Origin of the sequence: Corynebacterium sp. HMSC069E04 (assembly GCF_001813175.1) — a bacterium.
Lineage (GTDB): Bacteria > Actinomycetota > Actinomycetes > Mycobacteriales > Mycobacteriaceae > Corynebacterium > Corynebacterium aurimucosum.
The window spans coordinates 38,231-60,200 of sequence record NZ_KV811679.1 but is presented as its reverse complement, the minus strand read 5'-3'; the positions used below and the strand labels follow the sequence as shown (position 1 = coordinate 60,200).

At 60.8% G+C, this 21,970-nt stretch carries 15 protein-coding genes; 7 read left to right on the top strand and 8 right to left on the bottom strand.

Translation table 11 applies throughout. The features are described from left to right. Positions 1–86: 86 nt before the first annotated feature. The 3 genes from hutH to HMPREF2896_RS07295 all read right to left on the bottom strand — a co-directional run bounded on the left by hutH (position 87) and on the right by HMPREF2896_RS07295 (position 3,938). Positions 87–1,640, bottom strand: a complete 1,554-nt coding sequence (hutH, locus tag HMPREF2896_RS07305) for a histidine ammonia-lyase (RefSeq protein ID WP_070710956.1) — start codon at positions 1,638–1,640, stop codon at positions 87–89. Between the two features lie 185 nt (positions 1,641–1,825). Next, positions 1,826–2,554, bottom strand: coding sequence for an IclR family transcriptional regulator (locus tag HMPREF2896_RS07300; protein ID WP_070443682.1), 729 nt, complete (start codon positions 2,552–2,554; stop codon positions 1,826–1,828). A 37-nt stretch (positions 2,555–2,591) separates the two neighbouring features. Then, the gene (locus HMPREF2896_RS07295) at positions 2,592–3,938 is read right to left on the bottom strand and encodes a YjiH family protein (protein WP_070644752.1); all 1,347 of its coding nucleotides are present in this window, start codon (positions 3,936–3,938) and stop codon (positions 2,592–2,594) included. Between the two features lie 314 nt (positions 3,939–4,252). Here HMPREF2896_RS07295 and HMPREF2896_RS07290 point away from each other — a divergent pair, with 314 nt between their 5' ends. From HMPREF2896_RS07290 to HMPREF2896_RS07275, 4 genes are read left to right on the top strand one after another with little or no spacing between them, the layout of a single operon-like run. Next, entirely contained in the window at positions 4,253–5,668 is a 1,416-nt protein-coding gene (locus HMPREF2896_RS07290) for an amino acid permease (RefSeq protein WP_070718789.1), read from the top strand. Between the two features lie 2 nt (positions 5,669–5,670). Continuing rightward, entirely contained in the window at positions 5,671–6,639 is a 969-nt protein-coding gene (hutG, locus tag HMPREF2896_RS07285) for a formimidoylglutamase (protein WP_070718788.1), read from the top strand. A 33-nt stretch (positions 6,640–6,672) separates the two neighbouring features. Next, positions 6,673–7,065, top strand: coding sequence for a (deoxy)nucleoside triphosphate pyrophosphohydrolase (locus HMPREF2896_RS07280; RefSeq protein ID WP_070718785.1), 393 nt, complete (start codon positions 6,673–6,675; stop codon positions 7,063–7,065). After that, positions 7,062–10,178 carry a DUF3427 domain-containing protein gene (locus tag HMPREF2896_RS07275; protein WP_070718779.1) on the top strand — a complete coding sequence of 1,039 codons (3,117 nt, stop codon included), beginning with the start codon at positions 7,062–7,064 and terminating at the stop codon, positions 10,176–10,178. The genes HMPREF2896_RS07280 and HMPREF2896_RS07275 overlap by 4 nt, the downstream gene beginning before the upstream one ends. Before the next feature lie 354 nt (positions 10,179–10,532). On the opposite strand, the gene HMPREF2896_RS07270 is transcribed toward HMPREF2896_RS07275, so the two are convergent. After that, positions 10,533–11,768, bottom strand: coding sequence for an MFS transporter (locus tag HMPREF2896_RS07270; protein WP_070718773.1), 1,236 nt, complete (start codon positions 11,766–11,768; stop codon positions 10,533–10,535). Between the two features lie 94 nt (positions 11,769–11,862). On the opposite strand from HMPREF2896_RS07270, the gene HMPREF2896_RS13085 reads away from it, so the two are divergent. After that, entirely contained in the window at positions 11,863–12,384 is a 522-nt protein-coding gene (locus HMPREF2896_RS13085) for a hypothetical protein (protein WP_236659285.1), read from the top strand. 77 nt (positions 12,385–12,461) lie between these two features. Here the strand turns inward: HMPREF2896_RS13085 and HMPREF2896_RS07260 are convergent, their stop codons facing one another. From HMPREF2896_RS07260 to HMPREF2896_RS07250, 3 genes are all read right to left on the bottom strand, one after another. Next, positions 12,462–13,313 (bottom strand): hypothetical protein, encoded by an 852-nt coding sequence (locus tag HMPREF2896_RS07260; RefSeq protein ID WP_070718770.1) that lies wholly within the window; start codon positions 13,311–13,313, stop codon positions 12,462–12,464. Positions 13,314–13,375: 62 nt separating this feature from the next. Continuing rightward, a complete protein-coding gene (locus tag HMPREF2896_RS07255) occupies positions 13,376–14,248 on the bottom strand; it encodes a DNA primase (RefSeq protein ID WP_070718768.1) in 873 nt (290 codons plus the stop codon). A gap of 76 nt (positions 14,249–14,324) precedes the next feature. Beyond that, complete coding sequence (locus HMPREF2896_RS07250) at positions 14,325–16,046, bottom strand: carboxylesterase/lipase family protein (protein WP_070718765.1); 1,722 nt, start codon at positions 16,044–16,046, stop codon at positions 14,325–14,327. Positions 16,047–16,161: 115 nt separating this feature from the next. Here HMPREF2896_RS07250 and HMPREF2896_RS07245 point away from each other — a divergent pair, with 115 nt between their 5' ends. Both HMPREF2896_RS07245 and HMPREF2896_RS07240 read left to right on the top strand, forming a co-directional pair. After that, on the top strand, positions 16,162–16,929 hold the full coding sequence (locus HMPREF2896_RS07245; RefSeq protein WP_070718763.1) for a hypothetical protein: 768 nt from the start codon (positions 16,162–16,164) through the stop codon (positions 16,927–16,929). A 153-nt stretch (positions 16,930–17,082) separates the two neighbouring features. Continuing rightward, positions 17,083–20,826, top strand: coding sequence for a multifunctional oxoglutarate decarboxylase/oxoglutarate dehydrogenase thiamine pyrophosphate-binding subunit/dihydrolipoyllysine-residue succinyltransferase subunit (locus HMPREF2896_RS07240; RefSeq protein ID WP_070710947.1), 3,744 nt, complete (start codon positions 17,083–17,085; stop codon positions 20,824–20,826). Between the two features lie 675 nt (positions 20,827–21,501). Here HMPREF2896_RS07240 and HMPREF2896_RS07230 read toward each other — a convergent pair. Further along, a partial coding sequence (locus tag HMPREF2896_RS07230; protein ID WP_168165689.1) for an LPXTG cell wall anchor domain-containing protein occupies positions 21,502–21,970 on the bottom strand: 469 nt, incomplete at its 5' end.

The following is a 21,970-nucleotide window of genomic DNA, read 5'->3' as shown; positions in this document are numbered from 1 at the left end:
CAGGTCTGCACTTCCAGGTCTGCACTTTTGAAATCAAGGGCGCATGAAAAAGCCCCATGGCATACGCCATGGGGCTGGGGGTGGAGTTAGCGCAACGTGCCGACAGCCCCCTCTACCGCAGCCACCAGCGCACCTTCCTTGACCAGGCGCACGGTCTCTTCGATCTCCGGGGACAGATAGCGGTCGGTGCCCGGACCTTGGACGGTCTGGCGCAGAGCATCGATGACCGCGCCGGTACCCTTGGCGGGCTGGCCCTCGCGCATATCGATGGCGCGGGCGGCAGTGAGGATTTCAATGGCGAGGACGCGCTGCAGACCGTCTACGGCCTTGCGCAGCTTGCGGGCACCCGACCAGCCCATGGACACGTGGTCTTCCTGCATGGCCGAAGACGGAATGGAGTCCGCCGAAGACGGGTTGGCCAAGCGCTTGAGCTCAGAGACGATGCCCGCCTGCGCATACTGCGCAATCATGTGGCCGGAGTCCACGCCCGGGTCATCCGCAAGGAAGGCGTTAAGGCCGCGGTTACGGGCGACGTCGAGGAAGCGGTCGGTGCGGCGCTCCGAAATAGAGGCCAGGTCAGCCACGACGATGGCCAAGAAGTCCAGCGCATAGGCCACCGGCGCGCCGTGGAAGTTGCCGTTGGAGACCACGCGTCCATCCTTGGCCACCACCGGGTTGTCGACGGCCGCGGCCAGCTCGCGCTCAGCAACCGTTGCTGTGTGCGCCACGGTATCGCGGAAACCACCGGCCACCTGCGGGGCACAGCGCACGGAGTAGGCGTCCTGTACCTGCTTCTTCTTGAATTCCTCGAGGGCGGCCGCGAGAATCTCCGAGCCCTCTGCGACCTGCAGGATATTGGCCGCGGCATCTGCCTGGCCCGGGTGCGGGCGCAGCTGCTGCAGGTCATCGGCGAAGACCACGAGCGTACCCAGCAGGCCTTCCACCGTCATCGCGGTGGCGATGTCAGCGGTCTTGGCAAGCTCGCGCAGGTCAGTGATAGCCAGGCAGAGCTGCCCCAGCATGCCGTCGGTGCCGTTAATGAGTGCTAAGCCTTCCTTCTCCCGCAGCTTGAGCGGTTCAATGCCCGCAGCCGACAGCGCCTCGGCGGCCGGGGTGACCTGGCCGCCATCGACGCGCACCTCACCCTCACCCAGCAGCGCCAGCGCACAGTGTGCCAGCGGCGCCAAGTCACCGGAGCAGCCCAGGGAGCCGTATTCGCGGACCACCGGATGGATATTGGCGTTGAGCACCGCGGCATAAGTTTCCGCCACCACCGGACGCACGCCGGTACGTCCAGTGCACAGGGTGGACAAGCGCAGCAACATCAGCGCACGGATGACCTCTTGCTCAACTTCCGGGCCCGTTCCCGCCGCATGCGAGCGCACGAGTGAGAGCTGCAGTTGCGCGCGCATCTCCTCCGGAATGTGGCGCCGCGCCAGCGCACCGAAGCCGGTGGAAATACCGTAGACCGGGGTCGGATCCTGGGCTAGTTCCTCGACGCGCTCGCGGGTCGAGGCGATTTCCTCAATCGCATCCTGGGAAATCTCCACCTTCGCGCCGTAGCGTGCCACGGCCACGACTTCTTCGATACTCAGCGCCCCGATACCCACGGTCACGGTGGAAGGATAAGAATTAGACATGTAAGGCTCCTTTAACGTCGCTGCGTTACCCACGTCCCACCACCCACGTGGAAGGGAAGAAGGCACGTGAAAACACGTACTCGTTTTCACAAGAATAGAAAAATAGTGATACGCGCGACAGCCTTACGCGTTGCGCTCATAGTACAACAGGCTGCCCGGCGCGCCAATACCTCGGGCACTACCTGTTAGCGGCGCCCGTACATCCTCTCGGCCACCTGCTGCGCAGCCGCGTGCAGTTGCTGCGCGGCATCAGTGGCATCAGCTGCGCCCACGGGAAAAGTCACCGCGAGTGCCGCTGCTGGCCTGCCCACGTGGTCAACCACCGCCACGCCTACCGACGCCTGCCCGCGCGCCACCACCTCGACCTCTTCGGCCCAACCGCGTTCGCGTACCTGGCGCAAGATTTCCTTGTACTCCCCAAAACCTAAGGACCCCGGGACAAATGCTGCACGCCACTCTGCTTCTGGAAGCAATGCCAACATGGCCCGCCCAGAGGCCGTCCGCTGTGCCTGCAGCCGCACGCCCTTCTCCGTCACCAGTGACAGCGCCCCCGGCGCGCGCACCTCGTTGAGGTAGAGAATCTCCGAGCCCGCCAAACGCGATAAGTGCCCCGATCCCCCAACACTGCTGGCAATCCGCTCGAGGTGCCCCTGGGTCGCCCGCACCAAGGGCTGCTGCGTGGCATAGGCCGCGGCCATCGAGTAGGCAGCAAGCCCCAACCCGTAGGTTTGGTTCTCCGGCAGGTGTACCACGAACCCCGCGTCCACCATCTCCTTGAGCAGGTGGTAAGTAGTTGAGCGCGGCAGGTCCAGCTCACTGCGGATGCGCGCGGCGGAAATCGGCACGTCGATGGTAGACAGCAGCCGGAGGATCTCCAGTGCATTGCGCGCCGCCGGGACTCGGGAGGTACTCATGGGCCCACATTCTAATGAGCCCTCGTACAAGCCCCAGCTAAGTCACCAGGAAGGCAATCGGCGTCGCAATGATGATGGTCAGCACCACGCGCTCGAACCAGATGACCACGATCTGCCACAGCTTGATCGGAATCTTGGTGGCCAAGATGCACGGCACCAGCGCGGAGAAGAAGATAATGGCGGAGATAGCCACCACGCCGATGACGAACTTGAGCACCATGCTTTCTGAGCCCGCCACAGCCGTCGCCGGCAGGAACATCTCCGCAATGCCCATGGCCGCGGCCTTACCCGCCAGTTCCGGTTCCGGTAATTGAACAATCCAGGCGAACGGGTAGAACAGGTACCCCAGCCAGTCGAAGAGAGGGGTGAAGTTTGCCAGCAGCAAACCAATCAGGCCCACGGACATGATGGAGGGCACAATCGCCGACGCCATGCGTACGCCATCGCGCAGGTTCTCCCAAATGGCAGCGCCTAAAGACGGCGCGCGGTCCAGCGCCAGCAGCGCTTCCCGCCAGGCGGCCTTAAAGAAATTGCCCTTTACCGGCTTTTCCGGGTCCGGCTTTACACCATCTACGTAGTCATTAGGAATCCTACTCAGCGGCGGAATCCACACGGTAATCGCCGTGACCAGGAAGGTCACCACAAGGGATACTGCGAAGTACACGCCCCACATATCCATCAAGTCCAGCTGCTTGGCCACGATGACCATGAACGCTGCCGAGACCGTCGAGAAGCCCGTTGCGATGATGGAGGCCTCACGCGCGGTGTAGCCGCCGCGCTGGTACACACGGTCAGTAATGAGGATTCCCAAAGAGTAGGAGCCCACGAAGGAGGCTACCGCGTCGATGGCGGAGCGCCCCGGTGTGCGCCAGAGCGGGCGCATGATGGGCTGCATAAATACGCCCACGAATTCCAGAAAGCCGTAGCTGATGAGCAGAGCTAGGAATGCGCCGCCGATGGGTACGATGAGGCCGACGGGTGTCGCAACCGAATTCCACAGGAAGGGCACGATGTCCTCGTTGCCGAGTACCCCTGGAAGCTTTCCGATGACCATCAAGAAGGAGACCACCAGGCCCACCACGTTGAGCGCGGTAAAGACCGCTTGCAGCGGGCTTTCCTGCCAGTTTTTATTCACGATACTGCGCACCGTGCCATAGAGCGCTAGCGCCAGGATGAACCAGGGCACCAAGACTTCGGCATAGGTGCGGATGATGGTGACCACGTGGTCAAGCGGGATGGATTTCTTCCCGTCATAACTAATGGGAAAGAAGAATACGAAAGCGCCGATAGCGCTGTAGACAAAGAGGCGCCAGATGCCCTTCTTGGAGGGCACGTCATCCTCGTTCTCGTAGAAGGCGTCAACGATTGCGTCTTCAGAGTTCATGTTCTACCTCACGGTGGTGGAAACGACACGTCATTAGCACGGCCACGCACGCGCCCTTTAAAGGAACGCGCCAAGCACACACGCAGGTCTCCCACATACTAGCGGCACCCCACACAAATGTCACGCACGTCACCCCCACGCACGAAATGAGGCGTCCACCATAGCGCCGGATCAAGCTACCCACCACAAAATTGACCCCGCGTCTCAACTAGAGGAAAGTAGCTCCCAGACCCACTCGCACCAACCACTCCCCACATTCGCGGTGCTAGAACCAACTAGCGCCCGCACAGGGGGACAGAGGAGGACGCATCCCCGTGGCAGAAACCACCACCAAGCGCGCCGGCTTGAAACACCGGCACCTGCACTTCATCGCCTTAGGCTCAGCTATCGGCACCGGCCTGTTCTACGGTTCTGCCGGCGCCATCCAAGCCGCCGGCCCCTCGGTCCTCTTGGTCTATCTCCTCGGCGGCGCCGTGGTTTATTTCCTCCTGCGCGCACTCGGTGAGATGTCCGTGCACCACCCCGTTACCGGCTCCTTCGCCGAATACGCCCGCACCTTCTTAGGCCCCTGGGCCGGCTACATCACCGGCTGGATGTTCGCCTTCGAGATGGTCATCGTGGCCCTCGCCGACCTCACCGCTATCGGCGTCTACATGCAATTCTGGTTCCCCGGCTCACCCAAGTGGGTGTGGGTCGCCGCCACACTGCTTCTCGTCGGCGGCGCCAACCTCGCCACCGTCAAGGCTTTCGGCGAGCTGGAATTCGCCTTCACCATCGTCAAGGTCGGCGCGGTCATCGCGATGATCCTAGGTGGCGTGGCTGTCTTAGTCTTCGGCCTCTCCACCGCGGAGACCACCGGCCCGGCCAACCTCGTCAACGATGGCGGCTTCTTCCCCAACGGCGTCTCCGGCATGGTCGCCTCCTTCATCCTCGTTCTCTTCGCCTTCGGCGGCACGGAGATCGTCGGCGTCGCCAGTGCGGAGGCAGAAGATCCCGCCAAGTCCGTGCCCAAAGCCGTCAACACCATCCCGGTGCGCATCCTGCTGTTCTACGTCCTGGCCATCCTAGTCATCCTCATGATCAACCCCTGGCGCAGCATCACCGGTGAGGAAAGCCCCTTCGTCCAAATCTTCTCCACCCTTGGCGTCACCTGGGCTGCCGCCGCACTCAACGTCGTTGTCATCACCGCGGCGGTTTCTGCCATCAATGCGGATCTCTTCGGTGCCGGCAACGTTCTCACCGGCCTAGCACGCCAGAACCTCGCGCCAAAGGTCATGGCCAAAAAGACCCGCGGGGTGCCGGTCATGACCATGATCATCCTGCTTATCGTCATGATTATCGGCACCGGACTCAACGCGCTCATCCCGGATAACGTCTTTGAGGTCATCGCCTCCCTGGCCACGTTTGCCACCATCTACGTGTGGCTGATGATCCTCTTGGCCCACGTGGCTTCCCGCCGCCAGATGCCCACCGAGGAACGCGCCAGCCTGGAATACACCGTCCCCTTCTGGCCCTGGGGCCAATACTTCTCCATCGCCTTCATCATCTTCACTTTTGGCATCATGGTGTGGCAGGAGCAATACCGCCCGGCACTCGCCACGGGCGTTATCTTCATCCTCCTTATGACCGCCATCTTCTACCTCACCGGCCGCCGCAGCGCCGCCGCGAGCACCCCACAGGAAGCAGCCCTGCAAAATACAGCCGAACAAAGAACAGACGCGAAAGGATAACCATGAACACCGTTGATGCCCCCGCCTACTCCCCTGCCCCCGAGTGGTCCGGCCGCTCCGATGGCCCAGGCCCCGAGCATGCGCGGTGGCACAGCGTAGTTCGTCCCCTCGACCTAGCGAACCCCCAGGAACGCCCCGGCGTGGCACTCCTGGGCTTTGCCTCCGACGAGGGCGTTGAGCGCAATCATGGCCGCCCCGGCGCGGCTGCGGGCCCGGCTGCCCTGCGCGGCGCCTTGGGTTCCCTGGCGCTGCACCATCCGCATCCGCTGTACGACGCCGGCACGATCACCACCCAAGCCACCGACCTGGAGGCCGCCCACGAGCGCCTCTCCGATGCGGTGGAATCACTCTCACGCGCCGGGCACCTGCCTATCATCCTCGGCGGTGGACACGAGACCGCCTTCGGCTCCCACCGCGGTGCTTTCCGCGCCCAGGGGCCTCTGCAGATCATCAACCTGGACGCGCACTTCGATCTCCGCACCGCGGACGTGCCTACCTCCGGCACCCCGTTTAAACAAATTTCTGAGCTGGTGGGCCGGGAGGACTTCGACTATTCCGTCCTGGGAATCTCCCGCCCCAACAACACGCCCGTGCTTTTCCACGAAGCCTCCGCCCTCGGCGTCACCGTCGTCCTCGACGAGGATTTGCTCAGCATGGATCGCTCCCAGCTGCGCACAACCATCGACAGCATCTGCTCCGGCACCAAGCCCATCCACCTCTCCATCGACTTGGATGTCCTCCCCGCCGACCAGGCACCGGGTGTCTCCGCCCCCGCTGGCCTCGGCGTGCCAGTAAACACCATCCGGGCACTGGCGCTGAGCATCGCCGCCACGGGACGCCTCGCGCTTGTCGACGTCGTCGAGCTCAACCCCACCTTCGACACCGACAGCCACACCGCCAAGCTGGCCGCGCGGTTGATTGATGACATTGTGACAGCGCACTTTTCTGCTACCACAGGAGCGAATTCCTAGATAAGGCGCGGGCCAGCCGGCATACTAGTGCCCATGAGTTCACCGATTCGTGTTGTCGGAGCCGTCTTCGTAGACGGCAATCGATTCCTGGCCTGCCGCAAAGCTCCAGGAAAATCACTAGCCGGCATGTGGGAATTTCCAGGCGGCAAGATTGAAGAAGGCGAGACACCTAAGGAGGCTCTCGCGCGCGAAATCGAGGAAGAGCTGTCCGTCATCGCAACCGTGGGTGACAAGGTCACCACGACTGTGTACGAGTACGACTTCGCCACCATCGAACTCACTACGTTCTTGTGCACTAAGGATTCCGGGGAACTCGTTCTTAGTGATCACGATGCCACCCGTTGGGTCACCCCTACTGAGGCCCGGGAACTCGACTGGGCCCCTGCCGATATCCCCGCCGTCAAACTGCTTTCTTCGCGCCTATGAGTTCCGAATCCATCCTGCCGTTTGGCATCTACGAAACCCCAGTCACTGCTCGTATCCAGGAGCGAATCGAGGAAACCAAACGAGCTCTACCCACGGCAGCAACCGGCATCGCCTCCGGTTCCAAGAAGGATGTCAACCCCCGGTTCGCCGCGGCAGTGTCCCAGCATTTTGCCAAGGCCCTCGAGCGCAAGCTCACAGAGTTATCAAAGCCCGAAGAGCGTGTGGCCCTCATCAATGGGCTCGCGCAACACCTCGGGGTGGATGAGTCCATCTCCGCCGAGGAACTGCTTTACGCCATCTATAGATCAGAGCTCGAAGAGGCCCCGAAACTCCCGGAAGTCTCGCTCAACTCCAGCGCCTTGTTCACCAACAGCGTGGACGACACCAACATGTCAGTCGAGATTGCCCGCGAGATCCGAACGGCCGACTCCGTCGACCTATTGTGCGCTTTCATCAAGACTTCAGGCATCGCGGTCATCAGCGATGAATTGGAATACCTCAGGGATCACCAGATCCCGCTGCGCGTCATCACTTCGACGTACTGCGGGGCGACCGAAGCCGCCGCCGTGCGCCGCCTCGTGGAAGACTACGGCGCTGAAGTCCGGATCTGCTACGAAAGCAAGACCACACGGTTACATGCCAAAGCCTGGCTTTTCCGCCGTCAGTCCGGATTCGACACCGCCTTCATCGGTAGCTCAAACCTCTCGCGATCAGCGCTTGTTGACGGTTGGGAATGGAACGTCCGGGGCTCTCGTTCCTCCACGCCGGAGATAATCGAAAAGTTCATCAAGACCTTCGACAGCTATTGGTACGACACTCATTTCAAAGCATTTGACCCGGACCAAGACTTCGAGCGCCTCAAGGAGGCCCTCGGCAGCGCCAGATTTCTTGAAGCAAAGCCCGGTGAAAAGCTCGAACTCTCAGGCCTTCGCGTTGAGCCCTATCCCTACCAGGAGGAGATGCTCGAAGCTTTAGATTCCGAGCGCGAAGTTCACGATCGTCATCGCAATCTCCTCATTGCCGCTACTGGTACAGGCAAGACTGTTGTGGCAGCACTGGACTACCGCCGCCTATGCGAGAAGCTGGGGCGCAGGCCACGATTGCTGTTCATTGCGCACCGGCGCGAGATTCTTACCCAGGCCCAGCGGACCTATCGCGAGGTGCTTAGCACCGCAGGTTTTGGCGAGCTCCTCGTCGGCGACACGCAGCCCGGCCAGTGGGACCATGTCTTTGCGAGCATCCAGTCTCTGCATAGCAAGCGCCTGTCAAACATTGCACCGGACCATTTTGAAGTCGTCGTCATTGACGAGTTTCACCACGCTGAGGCCCCGACCTACCGCGCAGTACTTGACTACCTGCAACCGCGCGAGCTCTTGGGGCTAACCGCCACACCAGAGCGCGGCGATGGCGAGAACGTACAAAAGTACTTCGACTACCGCGTGGCCCATGAACTCCGCCTCTGGGATGCATTGCGTCTCCAGCTTCTCGCCCCGTTGCACTACTACGGAGTCGACGATGATACTGACCTGACGAGCTTGACCTGGAACCGCGGGAAGAAGGATTACCAGGTTTCGGAGCTGAGCGAGTTTTACATCAAGACCGGTGAAAAGCGCACTCGGTTCATCATCAACGAGCTCAACCGCCGCATCTTCGATCTCTCCGACATGAAGGCCCTCGGATTTTGCGTATCCATCGCCCATGCCGAATACATGGCGGAGCAATTCAATCTTTTCGGCATCCCAGCTCTGGCGGTCAGCAGCAAGCTCAGCCTTGATGAGCGTCGCCGCGCCATTGAACAGCTTCGCGAAGGCACTATTAAGATCATCTTCGCCGTCGATATTTTCAACGAAGGCGTCGACATTCCATCGATCAACACGCTGCTGCTTCTGCGCCCAACGCAAAGCCCTGTGCTCTTTGTCCAACAACTTGGCCGCGGGCTGCGTCTCCATGAGGGAAAGAATGCCTGCACTGTCTTTGATTTCTTGGGTGTACAGCACGAAGAATTCGATTTCGAAGAGCGCTTCAAAGCTCTAACTCCTGCTCGCGGAAAGAACTTGGCCAAGGAGGTAGAGCAAGGATTTCCTACCGCCCCGCCAGGCTCCAACATCACCTTGGACCGTGTAACGACCGAGCGCGTTCTCAAGAACATCAAGCGCTTAGCCCGTAACTCCATTAAGAAAATACGAGCACTTATTTCTGATTACGGCACAACGGACCTCGCCAGTTTCACTAACAGCTCCGGAGTTCCGCTAGAAGACATCTACCGCCGCAAGGGAATTACGTGGACCACGCTGCTGCGCGATGAGAAGCTTCTGCCCTCCGTCCCTGCGAGCGAGCACGAAGAGTTTCTACTCAGCCGAATCCGGGTGCTGTTACACATCAACGATCCCAACCGCGTAGCGGCCTACAGTCTCCTGGTTTCTCCGGATGGGCCCACCCAAAAGGACATGACTCCCGAGCAGGTTCGGTACGCCACCATGCTCGTGCTGGCGCTGTGGGCGAACTCAAATACGCCGGTACCGGAATCCTTGGACGAGGCCCTCGGAATCATCCGCTCATGCCCTTCCTTCGTCGCTGAGGTAACTCAGGTCATGCAGCTCACGCTCGACCGCTCCCGCGTCATTCCAGAAAAGTCAACGAACAGCGTCTTGGAAACTCACGCCGACTACAGTCTTGCCGAGCTCGTCGGAGCTTTGGACGATGGCCCGTTGCGCAAATTGGCAAATCTGCCGCGCGAAGGTGTACGGCGCTTCGATGCATCAAACACCGACCTCTTCCTGGTCACCTTTCAAAAAGACGAGAGTGTCAGTGCTTCCACGAACTACCGCGACTACCCACTGGCGCCGGATCGTTTGCACTGGGAATCCCAATCCACCACGTCGCTCAAGTCCGCGATGGCACGGCGCTACATCCACCATCATGAGCTCAACGGCAACATCATCATCGCAACCCGTTTTAATAAGAAGAACAAGGTGGATACGGCTTCGGCATATACCTTCCTAGGAAACGTCGATTACGTCACGCACAGCGGTGAGAAGCCGATCCAGTTCGAATGGAGCCTCCGCCGTGACATGCCCAAGCAGCTTTATGCAGCCGGGCGCACTGTGGCTTAAACCTCACATTGAGTTAAACCAGGAAGTTGACGCCGTAACCACCATAAATTAATCTTTTCTTAGCAGATTAAGAAGTAATTAATCTTTGTTGCCTTGGTGCAGAAAAATGGAGGTCGGTTATGGGAGCCGCGAGCGAGCGTAGCCAAAAGCACTGGAACCGCCCAGATACCGGTTCCGAAACTTCCGTGTATGGGTTTACGCGTTTTAGGGAACGCAGCTTCAAGACTGGCACCACCCCACGATGGGCTGCATGCAGCAAGAAAGCGCGCCACACGCGCTAAGTAGCGTTAAAGCCGCCCCAAAACTCCGTCAGCACAACTCCGCTAGCAATTCGCAGTCGGACTATTCTGCTCTCTATCGCCGCGGGTGGTAGCGGCGGCGCAACCCACGCAGAATGATCTTCCGCTCCCCCAAGGTGTCGCGGCCGAATGCCCACGCCACAATGCCGGCCGCGGCCACCACTGCGCAGAAGCCGAAAGCGGTCTCAAATCCGTACCTATCCGCCAGCAGCCCGATGAAAATCGGGCCTAAAATCTGCCCGAAGTCACCCGCCATCTGGAACGTCGACAGCACCTGTCCGCCCGAGCGCTGCGAGCCGACGATGTCCGCCACGGCTGCTTGCTGCGACGGAGCGATGAGGCCCGATGCCGCACCGGACAGGGCGGAGAGGATGAGGAGGGATACGATGTTCGTCGCCAAGCCCAGCGTGCCAACGAACAATGCGGAGCCCACCAATCCTGCAATGATGAGCGGGCGGCGCCCAACCCGGTCGGACCATGATCCGGAGAACTGCAGAACAATGGCGTTGCCGGCGGCGAAGGCCGCCAGAGCGACGCCCGACGTCGAGGCGCCGTTGGCAAAAATGGCGGCTGCGAACAGAGGGAGGACAGCCACGCGCACGCCCATGTTGATCCAGCCTTGGGCAAAGTTCGACGTCAGTACCGCCCGGTAAGCAGTATCCGCCCAGGCTTCCTCCAAGCGCATGGGCGTAAGGTGACGCCGACGTTCATCGGCCTCATTGACCGAGGGCATAAGGATCCACACAACGAGTGCGGCGATGGCGACGCCAACGCCATAGATAAAGAAAGGCCAGCGGAATCCTAAGAAAGAGAGGCTCGCGCCCACGAGCGGGCCAATCACGTTGCCAAGAAGGAAAGACGTGGCATAGGTTGCCGAACAGCGCCCGCGGATGCTGGGCGGTGCCAGGCGCACGATGAGGCCCATTGCCGCGACAGTAAACATCGTCGAACCAATGCCCGCGATAGCCCGCAAGGCGACGATCTGCCAGTATTCCTGCGCCATCCCTACCAAGCCGGTGGTGAGCGCCACGGTGAACAAACCCGTCACATAAACGCGGCGCGTGCCCACGCGGTCAATGAGGAAGCCAGCGGCCGGGGCGAAGACAAGGCGGCTAGCAGAAAAGACGGAGACTACGAGACCAGCCGCAGCCATTGAGACGTCGAAGCTGACGATGAACTGCGGCAGCAGCGGTGCAATGAGCCCGTACCCCAAGGCGATGATGAACCCGGCGGTGACCATGACCCAAATTTCCCGCGGGATTTTTACCTGCGGTTCTGCAGTATTTTTCATATCGCCACTCACTCTAGCCCACGACGTCAAATCGTCGAACAATAGTTCGACACTTTGACGTGGAATGTCCGCACAGGCATCTAGTGTGTGCGCCATGAAGAATTACAGCAGCATTCCCCAGTCCGTTCAGTCCCCGTCCACGCTCAGCCCCGGTGAGCTGACCACGGAGATCCTCTACCACCACCATGAAACTCTTCGCTCCATGGAGAGCATCATCCGCCATCCTCGCTCACTCGCGCGGCCCACTCCGCAGTGGCGGCCACCATCGAAGGTTCTGCCACCAGTGGCCATAGAAGGCGGCGAATCGCTACCGCTGACTTTTACTGTGTCGCGCCACCGCGTGGGCGAGCGGGCCAAGGCCCGCGTGCTGGGTTATGGCGAAAAGCGCGTGCCTTCTTATCTCATTACCGTACGCATCACCGATCCGACTGGACGTCCCGTTACTCCCTCGCTAGCGGAAGCCTGGGTGCGGGCACTGGTCCCAGAAGAGCTTGTCTCCGCAGTTCATGAGATTTCCAGCAGCAGTGCGGCGACGTTTGTGTGGCTGGTAGATAGCACCTACACCCCGGTGCATTCACCGCTTTCCCTCTTCGAAGGCTTCAGCCAAGCCGCCTAATACTCTCTTGGCTCCTGTCCAATGCGGGTGTGGCCCGAGTGGGTGGAGCCACGCAGCTACGAGAGCTCTGAGAGCTTTTAGAAGTAGCGCTGTATCCGGCCCAGGAGGTTGCGGGGTGGTTCCTCATCGAGGGAAAGCGTGAACCTGTCCTCCGTTAAGACGCGGTCTCGGGATGGGCGCGTCTCCGGATAGTCATAAAGACGGAGGATGGGCTGCGGCGCTAAGCGAATAGCTACGCAGACTACGAGGACCGTGAACGTTTTATCAATCACGTCGGAGCTCAGACTCTGCAAGAGAACTGCCAGGCGTCCGTCATGCAAAATTAGCTCCCACAGGGCCATGAGCTTGATGGGTCCGCTTTGTCCATACTCACCGGGCAAGAGCAAGGTACACATCGTGGTCAACAGCCCAGCAACTACTCCCACACCAGCGCCGGCGAGCATCATGACCATCATGCGCTTAAAGGCACCACGGCGCGCCAGCCAACCAAATAGGTAGGCCACCACCAGGGCCACCGGTAGGTACACCAAAAGCAGCGGGTTGTTGATGCTGGCCAAGCACGCAGTCAAAAGCGCCGTGCCCATTCCCAAGACGGGTCCGTAGACAATTGCCACGAATGCCGTGCCCATCATGTCCAAGTACAAGGGAACGCTCACGTTAAAAATCAACGAGGACAGCACAAGGTTCACTATCACCGCCAGCAACGGGTTGAGCAATGCGTGATGACCTAAAGAACGCCACTGTGCGGCAAGGAAAAGAACGGCGCCGAGCAGTGTCAGGCACCACACACTGATGGAGAGGACGGAGCCAAAAACATAGTCCCCGCTACCGTAGTTCGAATTCAGCGACAGGACCCAAGCCAGAGCCGCACACACTAGGGCGGAGCCAACACACAGGCGTTGGCTCCACGATGCCTTCTTGTCCGGCATGTGTTTTGGTTGCTCCTCATTAACGTAGGGAAAAGTACGCACCTACCCTACCCTGGGAGCTTTTAGTCCTCGGAGTCACCGTCGCTATCGGCGTCCTCTGCTCCGTCCTCGTCGTAATCATCGTCTTCGTCATCATCGTCTTCGAAGAGAACGTCATCGTCCTCATCATCGGCGCCGAAGATGTCATAAACCTCAGGCTCGTCGAAGTCATCGTCATCGATGCTCACTAGCTGTGCTTCCCAATCTAAGGCTTGATCGGAGACCAAGCTGAGCACATCGAAGAGGCGGTCGAAGTCGGTGTAGGTACCCAGTTCGAGTGCCTCAGCCGGGACCTCAATGATGGGGGCTAGCCCGCCGTCTTCGTCGTCTGCATCGCCGAAGATGGCAACGCGCTCTTCCTCACTCATGTCCTCCGGAGTATCGATTTCCCAGAGCTTGCTGATCGCCTCATCCTCCAGTTCGTCGAGCTCTTCCTCATCGAAGTCGAAGGAGAGGAAACGCACGATCGCGCTCGGGACACCGTCGATGGTTTCCACGAGCACGCGCAGCTCCGAGTCGTTGGCAACTTCCGCCACGACTAGGTTCGGGTTGAACTCATCCTGGAGAAACTCCAGCTCGGCGATGCGCTCGTCAGTGCCCTCCAGCAGGTCACGCAGCACCGTCACCACCTGGTCCGTGGCAATGTGGCGGGATACGGCCTCAACCGCATCGTCCACAGAAAACGCCACGGACACCAAAACGGCCTCGAAGTCTTCATCATCTTCATCCACATCGGCCGCGGCAATGTAGACGTTGGCCGCCGGCAGGATGGGGTCAATTTCCACAAACTGGATTTCCAAATCGGAGGTGATGGGCACGAACATCACATCGTCGTTGACGCGGGACTCAATGCCCTCCCCGTCCAGCGCAGAGGCGATATCTTCAAAAAAGCTCATGTGGTTAACATCCGTCCATGTGGGAGTCTCACCCGGGCTGCTGCCAAGGCCCCACACATCTTACCTGCGATCTCCGTCAATAGCTCTCCTCATCGAGCAGGAATCCCAGTTCCTTCAGAATCTCCGGGCGCCCAGTACCCCACTCCAACATGTCATAGGCCTCCCATGCTTGGCGACGCCCCTCCATCGGCGCCTCCTCCACGCGCGGCTCCACATCAAAAACCATGGTCGAGCGCTGCGGCGCGCGGTATTGCGGCCAGTTGTCTAGAGGCGCTCCGCCCCGAATGAACTCGCCCCACTGCGCCTGCATGGTCTCGGTCACGTCCTCCATTTCGGAAGGCTTAGCAATGCTGTTTAGGAAGGACACTCTCGACGCCCCTGGATCGCCAAAGATGTTGGATAGCTCCATCGAATGCATCGCACCCAAGCCTAACCAGCGCAGCGCCGCTGGCGCGAAGTCGAAGCGGTACATCCACGTCGGATAACGCCGTGCGTGGTCGGAGGCCACGCGGACAGTAGGAGCCCAAAAGAGGGCGTCGGTCAGCAGATCCCCGAAATCGCGGCGGGAGACGGCACCGCCGTAGGCCGCGATGACATCCGGTGCGCTCTCCGGATCAAAGGAAGCAAGAAGTCGGAGGGCCGCTCGCTCTCGGGCGCTCTGGCGTTGGAAGAGGAATTTTCCAAAGCTGGCCTCACCGGAGTTGGTTCCCACCAGCAGCGGCACCGGGTGTTGGTTGCCGTCCTCAAAGGCTTCGATGGGATGTTGCGGGATGAGGTCGCTGTCGACAGTCGGCGCATAGCAGGAGTTCAGGTACAGCAACTCGCCCGCGCGCCACATCATGGACTGGCCAGAGCGCACGAGGTCCGCGAAGTCCTCGCGGCGCAGATCATCGGCGGTGGTATCGCGCGGCAAGGCCATCTTGTGAACCAGCTCGCGGGCCCAAAACACTGACTGCGCTCGTGAATGAATCATGCCGATCGGCGGCGACTGCGCAATCGCGCGGTGAAAAAGCCCTTCTGCACGCGGCACCGCCATGAGAGTGAGGACGGCCGCGCCGCCGGCGGATTCACCCATGAGAGTCACGTTTTCTGGGTCCCCGCCGAAGGCCGCGATATTTTCGCGTACCCATTCCAGCGCTAAGACTTGATCCGCCACAGCCGGGTTGGCACAGGCCTCACCGCCAAGACTGCGGACGTCGAGGTAGCCCAAGGCACCTAAGCGGAAATTCACCGAAACATAAACAACGTCCATCTGGGCTGCGAACTCGAAGCCGCGCAGCATCAGCATGTGGGAGGAACCCACAATGAAACTGCCGCCATGCAAATACACTACGACGGGCAACTTCTCCCCTGCCTTAGAACCCGACGGTGTATCGGGTGAACCCGTATCGTGCGGCCGGACGACATCAAGGGTCAAGCAATCCTCTGCACCCTCGATGCGGTCGGTCCAGGAGTACACCGGCTGCGGGGCCACGTGCCCGAACTCACGGCAATCCCGGATTCCTTCCCACGCCGGGGCAGGCCGCGGCTCCATGAAACGGTTGGCGCCCGAGGTATCTGCGCCAAAAGGGATACCGCGCCACGAGCGGACAGGAGCGCTGAGCGGGCGGTCCGTGCGTAACTCTTCCTCGATGCAACCTCGTACCCAGCCACCGGTGGTGAGCACCGTGAGATCGTCGGCAAGCGCGGTGCGTGCCGCCTCCTGTGCTGCGAGGGCACGGGCGTGGAGGGAATCTGCAAGCAAGCGCGCCGCAGCCGCGCTGACCTCACGCGGAGGGAAAGGCTCAAACTCGCTCATGCCTCATACCCTAGTGCGCCACCCTGCTAGCGCGCTGGATAAAGCTTTTTCGATACGGTGGTAAACATACAGTTCAGATTCACAATCAGATTTAGTTAAAAAGTTAGGTGAGACAATGTTGGACAAGGTCTTTAACAAGGAGAAAGAGGGCAAGGACATTAGTCGCCGGGATGCATCGGTCGATCAGGCCAGCTCCGCAGAGGCTGTGGGAACCTTGGAGGTGGATGAGGCCAACCGCATCACCAAGGGATTCCTGGCGGCCATCGACAAAGTCGTCTCCGTCCAGTCCTCCGTCATCATCAACTATGTCGAGGGCCTAAAGAAGCGCAACCCCGACGCCAGCCCTGCGGAGCTGCAAGAGCTCATCGACAAGCATTTCATGAACATCATCACCGGTACCGGTGCTGCCGCGGGCGCCTCCGCGGCTATCCCTGGCATCGGCCTGGTCACCGGCGCAGCCACTATCGGCGCGGAATCCCTGGTCTTCCTTGAAGCCGCCGCCTGGTACATTCTCGCCTCCGCGCACCTGCGCGGTGACAACATCCGGGATAAGGAGCGCCGCCGCGCGCTGGTCTTGGTGGTGCTCACCGGCTCCCAAGGCAGCGCGTTGGTCGATACCTTTGTGGGTGATGCAACCTCCCTGTCGGGCGTCACCTCCGCTGCTACCCTCTCGCGTTTTTCCGGCCCTACCCTCAGCGGTCTCAACGGCCGCCTGACCAAGCTCTTCATGAAGCAGGCCACCAAGAAGCTCAAGTGGGCATGGGTATCCAAACTGCTGCCGATGGGTGTAGGCGCGGTGCTGGGAACAACCGCCAACCGTAAATTGGGCCGCCAAGTAATCAACCATGCGGGCACCCAACTCTCCCCCCTGCAGGGGGAATAAAAGGGGCGAAACCCGCTCAGGTTAGTGAGCAAACTTACAAGGGCCGTATCATAAGGAGAGACACTTTTCGGGGTGCCTTTCGCACCCGTGGATTGGCCTACTAGAGTCGAATAAAGACAAACTTAGAAGCACAGAAAGAGGCGAGCATCTGCCGTGAGCAACTCGAGCATCTATGGCCCGAATGCGTGGCTGATTGACGAACAGTTTCAGCAGTACTCCAAGGACCCGAACTCCGTAGACAAGGAGTGGCGCGAGTACTTTGAGGCCAACGGAGCACCGAAGTCGGCCGCACAGCCCAAGGCTGCGAACGCTCAATCCAGCACCCCCACCAAGAAGAAGGACGCGGCACAGGCTGCGCCGAAGAAGACCCAGGCTGAGGAGAAGTCTTCCGCTGTTCCAGGCGCTAAGGCACCGAGCGATTCCAAGGCTTCCGCCGCATCCAAGAAGGACGCGAAAAAGACGGAGAAGAAGTCCGAGTCCCCGCTGGACCGCATCAAGGAGGCACCGGAGCCGGGCTCCCGCGTACTCAAGGGCATGTTCAAGGCCATTGCCAAGAACATGGACGAGTCCCTGGAGATCCCCACCGCTACCACCGTGCGTGACATCCCGGTCAAGCTCATGTGGGAAAACCGCGCGATGATCAACGATCACCTCAAGCGCACCCGCGGCGGCAAGATCTCCTTCACCCACATCCTGGGCTACGCGCTGGTGAAGGCCGTTCAGATCCACCCGGATATGAACGTGCGCTACGAAATCCAGGACGGCAAGCCCACCGTGGTTCAGCCGGAGCACATCAACCTCGGCCTGGCTATTGACCTTCCACAGAAGGATGGCTCCCGCGCCCTCGTCGTCGCTGCCATCAAGGAAGCGGAGAACAAGACCTTCTCCGAGTTCATCGATGCCTACCAGGACATCGTTGACCGCTCCCGCAAGAACAAGCTGACGATGGATGATTTCTCCGGCGTCACCATCAACCTGACCAACCCGGGTGGCATCGGTACCCGCCACTCCATCGCCCGCCTGACCAAGGGCTCCGGCTCCATCATCGGTGTGGGATCCATGGATTACCCGGCAGAGTTTGCTGGCACCTCCGCCGACCGCTTGGCAGACCTCGGCGTCGGCCGCCTGGTTACCCTGACCTCCACCTATGACCACCGCGTTATTCAAGGCGCGGAGTCCGGTGAGTTCCTGCGTACCGTGGGCCAGCTCATCCTGGATGATGCCTTCTGGGACGAGCTCTTCGAGTCCATGGGAGTTCCCTACCAGCCCTTCCGTTGGGCTGCCGACGTGCCGAACACGGGCGTCGACAAGAACACCCGCGTCATGCAGTACATCGAGGCCTACCGCTCCCGTGGCCACCTTCTCGCGGACATCAACCCGCTGGGTTGGAAGCAGCCGGGCCTGCCCTGGCCGGATCACCGCGACCTCGACCTGGCTACCCACGGCCTGACCATCTGGGATCTGGACCGCACCTTCAACGTTGGCGGTTTCGGTGGCAAGGAGACCATGACGCTGCGCGAGGTGGTTACCCGCCTGCGCTCCGCCTACACCCTCAAGGTTGGCTCCGAGTACGCCCACATCCTGGACCGCGATGAGCGCGGCTGGCTGCAGGAGCAGATTGAGGCCGGCATGCCGAAGCCGACTAACTCTGAGCAGAAGTACATCCTGCAGAAGGTCAACGCCGCTGAGGCCTTTGAGAACTTCCTGCAGACCAAGTACGTGGGCCAGAAGCGCTTCTCCTTGGAGGGCGCTGAGTCCCTCATTGCCCTGCTGGATTCCATCGTGGACACCGCAGCAGGCCAGGACCTCGACGAAGTTGTTATCGGCATGCCGCACCGCGGCCGCCTCAACGTCCTTTTCAACATCGTGGGCAAGCCACTGGCAGATATCTTCGGTGAGTTCGACGGCAACTACAAGGGCGGCCAAATGGGCGGCTCCGGTGACGTGAAGTACCACCTGGGCGCAGAGGGCGAGCACCTGCAGATGTTCGGTGACGGGGACATCAAGGTCACCCTGGCTGCTAACCCGTCTCACCTCGAGGCCGTCGACCCGGTCATGGAAGGTATCGCACGCGCCAAGCAGGACATCCTGGACAAGGGTGCTGAGGGCCACACTGTTGTGCCGATCATGCTCCACGGCGATGCATCCTTCACCGGCCTGGGCGTGGTCCAGGAGACCATCAACCTTTCCCAGCTGCGCGGCTACACCACCGGCGGTACCGTCCACGTGGTGGTTAACAACCAGGTTGGTTTCACCACCACCCCGGATTCCGGTCGCTCCACGCACTACGCCACCGACCTGGCCAAGGGCTTCGATTGCCCGGTCTTCCACGTCAATGGCGACAACCCGGAGGCTGTTGTCTGGGTGGGCAAGCTGGCCACCGAGTACCGCCGCCGCTTTGGCAAGGACGTCTTCATTGACCTCGTTTGCTACCGCCTGCGCGGCCACAACGAGGCCGATGACCCGTCCATGACCCAGCCACGTCTCTACGACATCATCGATGACCACAAGTCCGTCCGTGAGCGCTACACCGAGGAACTCATCGGCCGCGGTGACCTCTCCGATGAAGAGGCAGAGGCAGCTGCGCGTGACTTCCACGACCAGATGGAGTCCGTCTTCGCTGACCACAAGAAGGCACAAGAGGCTGGCCCGAAGGAGCAGACTGGTATCACCTCCTCCCAGGAGCTGACCCGCGGTCTGGACACTTCCATTACCGCTGAGGAGATCGCCGAGATTGGTGATGCCTACGGCAACCCGCCGGAGGGCTTCGAGTACCACAAGCGCGTGGCCAAGGTGGCCAAGGAGCGCCAGAAGTCCTCGCGCGAGGGAGGCATCGACTGGGGCTGGGGCGAGCTCATCGCCTTCGGTTCCCTGGCTAACTCCGGCAAGGTCGTGCGCCTGGCCGGTGAGGATTCTCGCCGCGGTACCTTCACCCAGCGCCACGCGGTGGCCTTCGACCCGCGCACGGGTGAGGAGCACAACCCGATTGCTCAGCTGGCTTCGTCCAAGGGCAATGGCGGTAAGTTCATGGTCTACAACTCGGCCCTGACCGAATACGCCGGCATGGGCTATGAGTACGGCTACACCGTGGGTAACCCGGATGCCGTGGTGGCCTGGGAGGCACAGTTCGGCGACTTCGCCAACGGTGCGCAGACCATCATCGATGAGTATGTCTCCTCCGGTGAGGCCAAGTGGGGCCAGCTCTCCAGCTTGATCCTTCTGCTGCCGCACGGCTACGAGGGCCAGGGTCCGGACCACTCCTCCGCCCGCATTGAGCGCTTCCTGCAGCTGTGCGCTGAGGGCTCCATGACCGTGGCTCAGCCTTCCACCCCGGCTAACCACTTCCACCTGCTGCGCCGCCAGGCTCTTGGTGAGATGAAGCGCCCGCTGGTGGTCTTCACCCCGAAGTCCATGCTGCGCAACAAGGCCGCAACCTCCTCCGTGGAGGACTTCACTGAGGTCAAGAAGTTCCAGTCCGTTATCAACGACCCGAACTTCGTAGACATCAACGGCAAGAAGGTCGGCGATACTGACAAGGTCAAGACCATCATGCTGGTTTCCGGCAAGCTCTACTGGGAGCTGGCCAAGAAGAAGGAAACCGATGGCCGCGATGACATCGCCATCGTGCGCGTGGAGATGCTCCACCCGATTCCGTTCAATCGCCTGCGTGAGGCTTTCGAGGCTTACCCGAACGCAACGCAGATTCGCTTCGTACAGGACGAGCCGGCCAACCAGGGCCCGTGGCCGTTCTACAACGAGCACCTGCGTGAGCTCATCCCGGATATGCCGGAGCTGGTCCGCGTCTCCCGCCGCTCGCAGTCCTCGACTGCCACCGGCAACGCGAAGGTCCACCAGATTGAGCAGAAGAACCTGCTCGAGGAAGCCTTCGACGTCTAAAGGCGCTTAAAGCCGAAGGCGCTGGCACACAGCCCAGCGCCGAGCAAGGCCCCGGCCACCACGAACTCACAGCGAGTGCGGTGGCCGGGGCCTTTTCTTGCTTGTGTAACCCGGGGTGCCTCCCCTACCAGACCACAAAAGCCGCGCTGCGCGCTCAGCCACCCGCCCCTCGCGCTCAGCTACCCGCCCTCCGTTCTCCCTTAATCGCCCTTCGCGCTCACCGTGAGCCTCAAACAGCAACCACAAGCTCTCCCGGTGAGCGCGAAGGGAGACACGCATAAGAACCTCTTCTCAGAAACTCCACGAAATGTTGGCCAGAACTGCACGATGAGATCAAGCTGTGGCGAAACCTCTAAGCGGTCTTCGCACGCACCAGCGCGTTCGACCACGATGGCGCCCCAGCTGCCGACGATCGCGGCAGAACCCACGGCAGCACTAAGAGAGTCGTTGAGCTGGACAGCGAGCTCCCCAATCTTGCTCACCTCGGGTCGAGTGGTGCTTCACGCCGAAAGCAGACAGACCTAACTCGATATGACCCCGAATTTCGAAAATGCTTTTCGACTGCCGCAGTGCAATTGAGCAAAAAGAAACGCCCGAGCTATTGCTCGGGCGTTTACTCGTGGTCTACTCAACCACTGCCGTGGGGCCGGAAGGGCCCCTGCGGACACCTAGCGTTTAGGAGTCCTTGCGGCGGCTAGGACGCAGAATCAGAGCTGCACCAGCGATGAGTGCCAGCGCCACACCAATGAGGCCCAGGACGTTAGCACCGGTGTTGGCAAGCTTGCCAGACGAGGTGCTCTTGGAAGAGGCCGGGGTGCTCGTGGTCGCGCTTGGCTCGCTGCCCTGGCTCGGCTGAGCACTCTGGGTCTGCTCGGACGTCGGCTGTGCTTCCTCGCTCGGTGCCTCTTGTGCCTTCGGCTCCTCAGGCTTCAGCGGCTCAACTGGCTTGGCCGGCTTCGTCGGCAGCTCCGGAAGGTGCGGAAGCTTAAAGAAGTGGGCCAATGCCGGCGGGATAATCACCAGCGGGATGAGCGGCCACAGGCTGCTGAGGTTCGGGATGCTCGAGGTACCTGGCTTGTCGGGGTTGTCCGGAGTGTCTGGCTTGCCTGGCTCGTCCGGGTTGCCTGGCTCATCGGGGTTGCCT